This window comes from Treponema sp. UBA7567, assembly GCF_002476655.1.
Lineage (GTDB): Bacteria > Spirochaetota > Spirochaetia > Treponematales > Treponemataceae > Treponema_D.
The window spans coordinates 3,081-15,313 of sequence record NZ_DLLH01000041.1 but is presented as its reverse complement, the minus strand read 5'-3'; the positions used below and the strand labels follow the sequence as shown (position 1 = coordinate 15,313).

Annotated in this window: 6 protein-coding genes; 1 reads left to right on the top strand and 5 read right to left on the bottom strand. The window is 41.5% G+C overall.

The genetic code is table 11. From position 1 onward, the window contains the following. Window positions 1–349, top strand: a 349-nt coding sequence (locus B3Y13_RS05095; protein WP_296693131.1) for a hypothetical protein, incomplete at its 5' end; no start/stop codon positions are given. Between the two features lie 10 nt (window positions 350–359). Here B3Y13_RS05095 and B3Y13_RS05090 read toward each other — a convergent pair. From B3Y13_RS05090 to B3Y13_RS05070, 5 genes are read right to left on the bottom strand one after another with little or no spacing between them, the layout of a single operon-like run. Further along, complete coding sequence (locus B3Y13_RS05090; protein ID WP_296693126.1) at window positions 360–3,314, bottom strand: hypothetical protein; 2,955 nt, start codon at window positions 3,312–3,314, stop codon at window positions 360–362. Between the two features lie 17 nt (window positions 3,315–3,331). Next, window positions 3,332–5,542, bottom strand: a complete 2,211-nt coding sequence (locus B3Y13_RS05085) for a polymer-forming cytoskeletal protein (protein ID WP_296693123.1) — start codon at window positions 5,540–5,542, stop codon at window positions 3,332–3,334. Window positions 5,543–5,555: 13 nt separating this feature from the next. Continuing rightward, window positions 5,556–6,875: a hypothetical protein gene (locus B3Y13_RS05080; protein ID WP_296693121.1), complete on the bottom strand. Its 1,320-nt coding sequence runs from the start codon at window positions 6,873–6,875 to the stop codon at window positions 5,556–5,558. Further along, a complete protein-coding gene (locus tag B3Y13_RS05075; protein ID WP_296693117.1) occupies window positions 6,865–9,789 on the bottom strand; it encodes a hypothetical protein in 2,925 nt (974 codons plus the stop codon). The genes B3Y13_RS05080 and B3Y13_RS05075 overlap by 11 nt, the downstream gene beginning before the upstream one ends. Continuing rightward, window positions 9,755–10,906 carry an adenylate/guanylate cyclase domain-containing protein gene (locus tag B3Y13_RS05070; RefSeq protein WP_296693114.1) on the bottom strand — a complete coding sequence of 384 codons (1,152 nt, stop codon included), beginning with the start codon at window positions 10,904–10,906 and terminating at the stop codon, window positions 9,755–9,757. The genes B3Y13_RS05075 and B3Y13_RS05070 overlap by 35 nt, the downstream gene beginning before the upstream one ends. Between the last annotated feature and the right edge of the window lie 1,327 nt (window positions 10,907–12,233).

The following is a 12,233-nucleotide window of genomic DNA, read 5'->3' as shown; positions in this document are numbered from 1 at the left end:
GACAACGGCTGTTTCACAAACGGAATCTTCCCCCAGCCATTTTTTTGAAGAAGCTGATGTATACGAAATTTCTGCAAAATACAAAGTTTCTGTTGCCAGCACAAAATTAGGAAAAGCCGCTCTTGAAAAAAGCCCTTCGCTTTCAGAAAAATCAGAAGAAACGGTTATTATGCATTTGTTATTTTGCATAGCAGTTTTATCAGTTTTATTTTCTTCAAAAGAAAGAAAATTGCTGCAACTGTTCAAAACTAAAAGAACTGCCAAAATCAAAAAAATCGTCCAATTTTTCACAATATTTTTATTTATCTTCTTTATTTTCATTTTTTCCTCTCAAAATTGCAAATTTTAAAAATCCGGTTCTAAAAACCAATAGTTAAATTTCCAGAAGAATCTGCCTTCCATTTCTTGAGTCCGGAATCAGAGCTTGCGGAAACATAAGCGTTCAGCATATCAATCAGAGTGCCGCTGTATGCGAGTGTCTGCGCACTCTTGCATTCCGATGTAGTTCCGGCGGCAACAGAAGAAGTCGGACTATTTGTGTCAAAGTAGCCGCAGCCGGTGATTTTTTCAGGATAGGCGATGCAGATTTTTCCATAACCGCCGCTTTCCTTGTTTATATACGCAACCTGATTTACGGCAGTTCCGCCACGGTCTATGCAGTCCTTGAGCCAGTAGCAGTTTGCGATTGAGCCTTCTGTATATGCGGAAATCGCGCCGGAGATATTGCTCAAATACGTTGAGCTGTCAGTAACTTTTTTAGTTGTGATTTTTCCTGTATAGACACAGTTTTCTATTGAGCCGCTGTTCACTGCGGCGATTCCAGAAGATTTTCCATAGTCATCTGCCCAATTCGAAGCATCACATTTCATGGTAATGTCGCCTGCAACAAGACAGTTTACAATTTTTCCTGAAGAGGAATTTTCACGTGCTATGCCGGCAATTTCCGCCACAGACCAGGAAGTTACACTTGCCTTGACAACGCAGTTTTTTATGGTTCCGTTGTTCACTGAGCAGATGACACCTCCTCTGCTCAGATTCAAAGACTGCTTAGAGCCGACCTGACCGGTGGAAGAATACTGCATTATCGTCAAATTCATTATTGTTCCGTCATTCTGCCAGAAAAGTCCCATCGGCTGCGGATCTGTCGGTGTGATTGCAAGGGTTATTGAATGTCCGTCTCCGTCAAAAACACCCTTAAATGCGTTTCCTTGTATATCTCCAGTGCTGTCAGCTTTTGTCACGCCCATGCAGTAAAAATCCGCGCAGCCGCTCATATCCAAATCATCCGCAAGCGTAATCGTAATTCCTTCCATGTCGCTTCCGGCTTTTACCCATTCAGCAAGCTTTGTCATGTCGGAAGAAGAGACCGCCGTAAGTTTTGGGAAATCACCTGCGGATGGCGCAGAAGAAAAATTTGAAATTGCAATACTTTCTGAAACTATTATATTCGTTTCCGCATCGTAGAAATATCCGCCAACTTCTGCGGTCGCAATCACGGTGTATTTTCCTTCCGGAATCCAGGACGGAAGCAGTCCGCCTTGCAGAACTGCAACCTTATTCTTGTTCTGATAAAGCGCAAATTCAACGGAGTCCGGCGTAACGGAATTGCCGTCGGAATCTGTCACGGCAAGCGAAATTCTGTTGTCCGCTTTTGCTGAGCTAAATAATACAGGCGAAAGCGCAAGCGTGTATTCAGGCTGCTCAAAAGTTGGATTTACAGAAACGCCGGCAAGGTCAAGAACGCCTTTTGTTGCATCTGTGGAAGAAGGCACAATGCACAAAACTTTTTTATCGGCAGTTTTATTTTGCACGGAGAATTTTGAACAAATTAAGCTAGAAAGAAGTGTTCCGTCAGCAGAATAAATAACTTCTGTTCCAACATTCCATTCCTCTATTTCCGTTTTTCCAGAGAGTTTTATAGATTTTTCAGAAGCAAGATTTTTTATTCCGATTGCTAATCCTGCGGAAATTTTTATTGAATTTTCAATTGAAATCGCCCCTTCAAGAGTCAAGTTTCCGTCATTGTAATTTATATTGCCGTTGACTGTGCAGTTTCTCAAGCTAAGATTTCCGTCGCAATAAATTCCGCCGCCTGATGAATCAAGAGAGCCGCCTGTAACCGTAATATTTTCAAAAGCGACTTTTGCATTTGCTCCGATGTAAAAAGCACGCCAGCCAGCAGAGCCTGCATTTTGTCCGGCATCAACCACGGATTTTTCAGACGAAAGGCTTTTTATCGTAAGATTTAGCGTTGAAGCTAGAGAAATATTCACAAAACTGCTGTTGTTTTCCGAATAGTTTCTATTGCTGTCCGCCGTTACCGTTCCGTCAACGTAAATCGTATATGCAGTTGCTCCGTCGTTTATTGCGCTAATTTTATCCACCGCAGCCTGCACTGTCGCCAAAGGCGCAAAATAAGTTCCTGCGTTGCTGTCGTCTGCCGACGCAACCGGCGAATAAGTCGCTTCACTTTCGCCTTGCACAAAAAATGTGCTCATCTTGAAACTTTCAACCGCAGATTTTGAAAGGAAAAATTTTCCGCCGTTGATATAAACAGAATTTCCATTCCAAGTGTCAGTCGTAAGATTATTGAAGACATTCACAACTTCCTGCGCAGTGTACAAAAGCTCGCCAGAACCGCTATCTTCTGAATAAAATTTAAGCGACAAAAGATAAACGCCGGAAGAAATCTCAGATTTTTCAATTTTTGCGGCATTGCCAGAAAAATTCAGTCTTTCTGAATAAACAGAACCGCCTTCATCATTTTTTACAAGCTCTGCCAAAACGCTTTTTATTCCAGAGCCATCTTCAGCTTCAACCAAAAGAGAAATATTTCCTTTTCCATCAGTCTGAGGCAGCATTTTAATAGAAATTCCGCTTTTCACAGAATTTTCGTCCTCAACAGAAACGCTCACGCTTCCTTTTAATACTGAAACAGTTTTTTCCGAATCAGAAAAACCTTCCGCCATGATATTCCACGTGCCTTTTGAAAGTTTTATGGAAAAAGCAGAGCCGTCAACTTCCGCTGTGTACGATTTTTCAGAATTTCCTGCGTTTTTTGCGATTACAGCATAAAAAATTGCGCCGGGAATTTCTGCCGAAACGCTTCTAGCCTGATTCGTGTTTTCAAAAATCTTTGGGGACGAGCCATTTACAAAAAAAGCTCCTTTCAGTTCATAAAGTTTTTCATCATTTTTCGGCTCATAATTATCAGAAGAAGTAAAATTTTCACAGGCAAAAAAGAATATTGAACAAAAAATGCACATCAAACTCAAAAAAACAAATTTCACTCTATTAAAAAACGCATTTTTCATAATTTTCTCCACGCAATTTATTTTGTAAGTTCAACATCAAGCACAGAACTGTAAGCCGAGCCATTAAATTCAACGCTAACAAAAAGCTGATAAGAATCCAAAGGCCAGTTTTCGCCGGTTTCTATGCTGTTTTCCGAACTTGAAACGCCAGTGAATGTTCCGTGGTTGAAAAATTTCAAGCTCCAGTTTGTAAAATCCAAATCCGAAGTTTGAACCGTCTGTCCATCCGAATCCGTCACAATTACAGAAACGCCGATTTTTTCTCCAGGCTTAACAGAATCCGCCGCCGCAAAACTAAGCGTGTATTCCTGAACAATAATATTTCCGCCAGAAGAATTCAAAACGCCTTTTTTGCCGGAAGAATCCGCAGTCAAAACCCATTTTTCAGAATCCAAATCAAAAAGTTTGCAGGTTTCGCTCATTGATTTTTCATCGCCGTCTGTAGAAACTAGAATCTCAGAGCCCTTGCTTCTTGAGTCAACTCCAGAAATTGCCGCGACTTTTTGCGCCGTAAGATTTTTTACATAAACCACAAGCGAGTCATCGCCAAACACAATTGAATCAGAAACAACAGTGCCGCCTTCCAAAATAAGTTTTCCGCCGTTGTAGTTTATTTTTCCGCCAACAGCGCAGTCTTTAAGCAAAAGCGTTCCTCCAGAAACCGTTATATCTCCGGAAATTGTTCCGCCCAAAACAGAAAACTCGCCGTTTTCCACCACGACATTTCCTGCAACATTCAGTTTGTCCGTCTTTAGTTTTCCGCCGCTTGCCGCCATTTTAAGCGATGAGACAGAATTTCCGTTTCCGCTGATTACAACATTCGCATTTGCCACAGAAAGCTCCACGTCTTCGTCAACGCTTCCAGCAAGCTGGACTGTTCCCAAAACCGTTATGTCAGAAAATCCGTCGTCCGAGAAAGTTTTTGCAATTGTGGCGAACGGAGAATCAGAGCTTCCAGTGTTTTCCGTGTCGCTTCCGTTTGGAGAAACATAAAGCACAGACTTTAAAACCTGAATTCCAAATTCTTTCGGGATTGAGTCCGCATACAAATCTTTGTGGGAATAAACGCGAAGAAAAACTTTTCCGGCAGGAATCTTCAACGAGATTTCGCCGCCAGAATTTTTTCCGCTGTAAAGAACTTTTCCAGTATCATCTAAACCTTGATAAAGCTCGTAAACCACAATCGAGTCCGAAGTGTCCGAGCCGTCGCTCGCATTTTGAGCAGGCGAAAGCGTTATTGTCGCATAGGAGCTGTTTTCGTCCTGGCTTACAGCATCGCCGGTTTGCAGCTCATTTTCCGAAGAATCTTTTACCATAACGCCATCAAGACGGATTGAACTCACGCTTGTGGAAACTTTAGAAGAAAATCCAGCCTCATCAAAAAGCCCTATTGCATACGTTGTGTCCTCGTCCGTAAGAACATCGTCTGTAACAAAATAAGCCGCCTGCCCATATTCCACAAACAAAACTGAAGAAGCAGGAGAATATGACGAAGAATTGTTTCCAACCTTAAAAGACTCATTCTCAAATTCAAAAGTTCCGTCCGCATTTAAGACAACAGAAGTTTTTTCGCCGTTCACAGAAAGCGACTTTATGTCGCTGTGGATTTTAGAAAGCAAGCCTTTTGACGGCATATTGAAAAACACAACATACTTTCCGCTTGAAGAATCCTTATAGACAACTGCGCCAAAAACCAGCGGCGGCGCAGAATTGCAGATTGCGCGCAAGCTTGTGTAAGAGCCGAAATCCGCTTTTGAGACAGGATGAAAAAGCCGGATTTCAGGCGAAATATCAAATCCAGTTTCTGAAAGCGCAAGAAATTCAGCCGGATATTTTAAAATCATCACAGAAGCGTCCGATTCGTCCTGCAAAATTGAAACAACGCCTGTATCAATTTGCTCTCCAAATTTATTTTCCGCTGAATCCTTGTCAAAATTCGGGAAAGAAAGTTTCAGACAGTCAGCAGGAAAAACGTATTTTTGAGGATTTCTTAAAAAAAGCCGCACTTCAAAATCTTGACTAGAAGAGACAAAAATTTTTCCAGAACCTTTTTCGTAAACGCCTGAAACAACCTCGTAGTCTGTAACAGCGGAAGTTTCCGTGTATTTTTGAAAATAATCTTTTACAGGCTCGTTCCATGAATCTGAAAAAAACGAGCATGAACCAAAAATCAAAGGCAGAAAAACTAGCGCGAATCTAAAAATTTTTATGAAACTGAATTTTTTCATATCATTCTCCTGCCTAAAACTGCCAGCCAATGCTAACTGACGGTAAAATCATTCCAAAATCCATGTCGCTCAAAAAGGCGAGAACACAGTCAAAAGAAAACTCCGAATAAAGCCGGTTTGTTATGTAAAACTGAACCGCGCCGCCGAAAACCGCATTTAGATTTATGCTGTTCAACGGCTCTGAAACAATATCGTGCTCAAAATGGAATTTCAAATCATTAAAAAACGAAATTCCCGCTCCGCCGTGAACTTCCAGCGTAAGAATGTGGCGGCGCTTCTCTGATTTTTTAGATTTTACCCGGACAGGAAGCTGGTACAGAAAAAGCGCGTCCGCATTTATCAAATTTCCGTCAATCTGATAGTTGCTGTAGTCCGCAAAAATTCTTGAATAACTTCCAAAGATTCCGAAGCCAAAATAGCCAAAGCGGTGCTTAAAAGGCACAAAGGAAGCCCTTGCAGTCGCGCTAAGCGGAAGCAGATTTGTGTCGAGATACTTTTCAAAAGTGCCATCGTAAAGAACAACAGGAAAAACATAGCCTGCGCTCAAATCAAAATCCACGCGCTTCTTGAATTTAATCTCAATCTCGCTTTTTCGGTCAACACCGCTTTTTAAGCCGCTCGCGTCGGTTGCCACAAAATTGTATTTTCCAACGTCAAGTTTTTTCATGTCAAATTGAACTTTCAATCGGCGGTTCTTTTCGTTTTCAAGAATTTCAGGAATTATCGCCCCGTTTTTCTTTTTCTTTGAATTTAAAAGCGCGTATTCTGTAAAAGAAATGTCAGACTCATTCTGCGGAAGCGCGAAAAGATTTTTTCCGGAAATATTGAAAACGCCGTCGTTTATTTCTTCAAGAAACAAAGTTGCTGACCTGTTCGCGGCGGATTTTATGTCCAAAATTTCCGGCTGGTACGCCTTGTAGATTTTGAACTCAAACCAGCTCGACTCAACTTCCGGAACATCCACAAGATTATAGGAAATGACTTTGTAGCGGTAGACGCCCGGAGCAAGAAGCGGATTTATCTGAACCTTGCTTGAATTGTCCTCCGTCATAATCCGGTTTATTTCCTCAAAAGCGCTTGTCTTTTCAGAAAAAGACTCAATCACGACCTCGTAATGCAAAACGTATTCAGGATTTTCCTCTTCCCATTCAAGATACTGCCACATCTCCTGCGCGGAAAGCTCGGTTTCTTCTTCTAAAATGGATTCTTCAAGGTTTGCCGAAAATGTTTCATCTTTTGCAATTTTCTGCTTCTCGGCAAAAACAAAAACCGAAAAAAGAAGCAGCAAAAAGAGAAAAATCGCTTTATTCATAGAAAAAAGTTTATTTTCCATAAGGATTTGCCGCTCCTTTTGCCTTTGACTTTTTAGGAGTTGGAATGTCAGTCTCAAAAACAGACTCAGAAACTATTCCTTCCTGAAGAATTTTGTCCAGCCTGCCGTCTTTGTCAGCGTCAACTCTTCTGACACCAAAAACCGACCACGTAAATTTTCCTTTTGAAAAAAGAAGCTTTTCTTCCGATGAAATTGCCGTAAAGTCAATCTTGTACGAAGTTCCGGTTTTTATATTTTTTTCAAGCAGAACGCGGTCTTTCCTGTCTTTTATTGTCAGAAAATAATCGGTCGCCATTGGAACTTTTTCCCAGGAAAGCGTTATATTCTTTGGATTTCCTTTTACAGAAAGATATTCGCGGTTAAAAACTGCCGGCTTTGCCACAAGATTCTGGGCTTTTTCAAGCGGTTCTACTGGCAAAATTGTAAATGTCCGCCGGTTTTTCTTATCGGTGTTGGAAATGTCAATCCCGTCCAAAGTTTCGGCATAAACGATGATTTCATAATTTCCAGCCCTAAGTCCGTCTGCCGTGTCCAAAAGAACTTCACTCGGAGCAACAGAATTCTTTTTTCCGTTGAATTCCTCATCAGAAGGAATTTTTATTATCGTTTTTGGCGGATTTTCGTCAATTTTTGTAAGCATAAACTGGGCTTTTTTGACTTTATCAACAGAATTCCACTTTGCAGTAACAGGATTTAAAATCGCGTCCGCGCCGTTGATTTTCGCGTTTTGACTAGGAACTGCAACTTCAACCGGGCGAAGCTTTACAAGATAAAAAGATTTTTCCGCAAGCTTGCCGGTTCTTCGGCTTGAAAATCCCGGAACTGCGTTTGCCTGCGCCTGAACCTGCCAGCGGTAATTCATTTTGTCTGCAAATTCCTTTGGATTGAACATATCAACGCCAATCTGCGTGCCGTAGACATTTTCCTCATAGACAGGATTTTTTGAATCCAGACGGTAAATTGCAAATTTATAAAAATCAGCATCCTCAATTTCTTCCCATTCAAATTTATAAGGAACAGTTTCGCGCGCGACAGCCTTGCTTCCCGGGTTTTTCAGTTCAGGAGCTTCAAGGCTGTCTAAAACAACAAATGTCTTTGCTGATGAAATCAAATTCATTTCGTCAGTTGTGCTTTTTGAATTTATGCGCCAAAAATAAGTTCCAGGCTTCAAATTCAATCCACGCAAACTAGAATTTTTTGTCTGCTCAGAATAGATTATATTTGAAAAATCCTTGTCAGAGGAAAGCTCAAAAGTTGTTTCAAAATTTTCAGGAAGATTTCGCTTCCAAGTGAATTTTGTGTCAGGAACAAAAGACTGTGCAGAGCGGTAGCCGTCAACAGGCTCAATCGTGTGCTGCTCGGGACTTCCTTTCATTGCATAAAAAGCACGAACTTCTGAACTTTTTGAAACATTTCCCTCGTCATCAACGTAATTTACAGCCCAGAACCATTTCCCATCAGCTAGATTTAATTCTTTTGGGTCAAAAGTAATATAATTTTCAGAAGTCTGCCTCTTTATTTTTGGCGAGGAAAGATTTGGATTGTCCGCAATTTTGATTGTGTATTTGTCTGCGTCATCCTCGTATTTCCACGAAAACGAAATTCCTTTTGCTGAAACTTCCGTGTTCACAATTCCGTTGTCAAGCGGAACAAGTACTTCTGGAACTGGAAGATTTCCCTTTTTTCTTACTGAAAAACTTTTTATTTCAGACGGAGATGAAAGGCCGATTTTATTTACTGTATAGTAAGGAGTTACTCGCCACCAATAAGTACCTTCCTTTAAAGTGGAAATTATTGCCGAAGTCAAGTTTTGCCTCTGGTCAAGCACAAGATTCTTCATATCCGGGTCGGAGGCGATTTCAAGCCGGTAAGAAGTGGCATAAGGCGATTCTGTCCAAATCAGGCGTATGGCAGGAAGTTTTGTCCTGTAATTGAACTCATATTCAGAAACAGGAACCAGAAGCTCAGGCAAAGGAGACTGAATCAGCTGGATTTTTCCGTTCTGAGAATCTTTTTCCTCATCATTTTGGAGCGCGGAAAGTTTCCAGTAATAAGCTCCGGGCTTTAGGTCAAAAGACGCGCCGCTCTGGTTTTCAGAAAAAAATCTGTAGACTATGTCCTTAAAATTCCTGTCGGAAGAAACTAAAAGCAGCGTGGAGATTTTATCAGAATCAGAATTTTCAGTTTTCCATTTAAAGTCAACTTTTTTTGAGCCGTCAGAATGATAAAGGATTTTTGCGTTTTGAGATGGCTCAAGCATTTTCACAGCTGTTTCTTTAAAATCCCCGGTTTCCGCAAGAACAAGGGAATCGCCTTCACCAACCGCAAACAATTTTTCTTCGCCTTTTTCATTCTTTTGAACGCTCGCTTTTCCGCTCATAACCTGCAGCGAAAGATTTTTTTGCGCGGAAGATTTATCCGCTGAACTTTTTGCGCTCAAAGAAGAGCCTTTTTCAAGCCGCACAGAAATTCCGTTTGAAGAAAGCGTCATTCCTTCTTGTGCATCAGAAGAATCCAGAACAGCAGAACCGCCGGAAAGTTCCGCCCTCAAAGCCTTGTTCTCCGAAAGGAAAACCTGCGCCATTGTGTTTTCAGACAAATCCATTATGTTTCCGTCCGAAAACCAGATTGTAGCTTCCGAAAAATTTGAAGTGTGGATTGTGTCGCCGTTGTATACCGGGGAATTCTGCCTAAGCCTGTCCCAAACAACTCTGTCCAAGAATTTTCGCTGGGCTGTCTTGTATTTAAATGTTATTGTAGCAATCGGCTCTTCATTCAACTTTGTAAGCGCGCGGAAAAAATTCTTATAGAATAAAAATGAATTTGCCGCCGCCCCAAGAACACAGACAAAAATCGCGGCGCAAAACGGAACAAAAAGGCTATTTCTTAATCTGGATTTTGTTTTCTTCTTCATTCAGATTCACCTTTTCAAAATCAGGAACAGGAATTCCCAAAAGCTCGCGCACTTGAGCCATAGTTTTAGGTCCGGCAGGGCCGACCGCCTTCAAGCAGTCCTCGTCTGGAACAAATTCCGCATCTCCCTGCTGAAAAAATTTTTGAATATCAAAGCCAGGCATATTCACAACGCCATAAAAATGTTGCGCGCCTTTTCCTTTTACCTCAAATTCAACAGGAATCATCTCAACAACAATTTCATTCTCAAGATTTTCTTCCCTGATTGAAAAATTATTGCTCTTGTTTTTTATAAAATCATCTTTTAAAAGATTGTAAGTGTCCTCGGTGATAAGAATGTCAGTTCCGCAAGGCTTGTTCGAGCTTTCCGTTCTTGAAGCGAAATTCACCGCGTCGCCAATCGCCGTGTATTCCATCTTGTCTTCCGAGCCCATGATTCCGCAGGTCGCCCGCCCGGAATTAAGACCGCAGCCAATCCGGATATGCGGCTTGTATTTTGCCTTCGCCTCATTTTCGTGCTCTTTTGTAAATGCCGCCGCATCCTTGTTGTATTTCATGAGCGCGTAGCGCATAGCGATTGTTCCGCGGATTGCGTTGAGCGCGTCCTCTTTTTTGTGTGCCTCATGCTTTGCGGAAAGCCCGGCTTTTTCCGGCGCGGAATCCGGGAGCTTTTCAAAATCAAGGCTGTCCTCGCGCAGGATTCCCCACACCGCCATAATCGCGTCGCCTTCAAATTTGTCCACATTGCCGTGGCTGAGCGTAATGCAGTTTACCATGCGGCTCATGTAGTCGTTCAAAAAACCGATGATTTCGCGCGGAGAGTCGTTTTCAAAGCGGTTCTTGAATCCGTCGCCGATTGCCGTAAAACCGCGGATGTCGCTAAAGAAAATCGTTATATCTTTTAAGTGAGGATCAAAATCCAGCTCTTTCCGCGCAATGCTTTTTGCAACACCCTTGTTTGTGAACTTAGCAAAAACGTCAAGAAATTCACGCTCGTCTTTTGTGCTCTGGTTCAAAACCCCGATTTCATCCTTTCGTTTTGTGCTAAGCTCGTTAAAAATCGGCGTGTCAAAGTTTCCGTTCTTGATTTCTTCCGCCGCTTCTGTAAGCTTCTGCAAATGGCGCGAAATTCCAAGCCGCGTAAAGACAAGGATTATTATTATGGAAAGAAATNNATATTGTTAGTCCTTGTCGCGCGGACGCCCTCCAGAACTGAATCAACAGGAACGGTCGTAAAAACTACAATATCGCCAAACGAAAGTTTCTGGTAAGCCCCGAAATAGTCAGTCTTCTTATTGTTTTCATCAACCACAGAAAACGGAATCTGCCGGCTGTCCGAATTGCTTTCGTTGTTCTGCCTCATTGCCGCAACCAGCGGAAAATTCTTGTAGCTTTCGCCAATCAAAACTTTTTCAGTGTCCGGGTGGCACAGAATTTCCGCAGAATCGTTCAGGATAAAAGTTGTGTTCACAGAATCAGTTCCCAGAATGTCCGACATATTCTCAATCGAGAAAGTGATTACACAAGTCTGGTCAAGTCCGTTTTCCTTCCATGGAAAAAGCAGAGACATGACAGGAATGTTGAAAAAAGGCGAAGCGTTCAATGCAATAGTTTCGCCAAGACAGGAACGGTTTATCTGCAAAGAACTGGCTTTTATGAAATTTTCAAGGGCAGACACATCAATCTCATTCGAGATAAAAAAGCGGCTGTTTATTATAGAAGATTCTTTTGCAGAACGAGCATTAGATTTTACGGAAGATTTAGAATCATCGCCGCTTAAAATATTTACCGCGGCAATATCCTGGTTTCTTTCAAAGAAAAAAGCCTCCGCCTGACGCGCCAAAGAAGCAGAACGCCCGCCGCCGACAACATTCAGCAAGTCCAAAAGCTGAAAAACATTCGAGCGGATTGTGGAAAGCTTGTCCTCAACAGTTCCTGCCGAACGCGAATTGATTGTAAGATTGTTGTTTTCGGCAGTAATCTGGACATCCTGCCCGATAAAATGACTGTTAAGAAAAGTAACGCAGCCAAGCGAAACCAGAACAATTGTTCCGATGATTATCGCAAGCTTTACGCCAAGCGGAAATTTCACCTGCAATTGCAGATTTTTTTGAACATTTTTCATAAAACTTTTTCCAATAAAACTTATCTAAATCAGCTTAGAAGTAAAATGCTATGATTTTTTAAATTCAGAAAAGCGGGCAACAAAAAAATCATATAATAATATTATTTTATAAGTATAATGCAGTATTGCCTTTTTTTCCAAATATTAAGGCTTTTTTTTAGCAAGCAGAGCGATAATTTTTTAAATTTTGATTAAGCAGGCCGGTTTATATTTTAACTTCTGACTACATCAAAGCTAAAATCAACGTTGATAGCCGATGCCACATAAGCAAGGTTTTGACCGCCACCAATATTATTAGTTGCCTGCTATCAACCTACGTT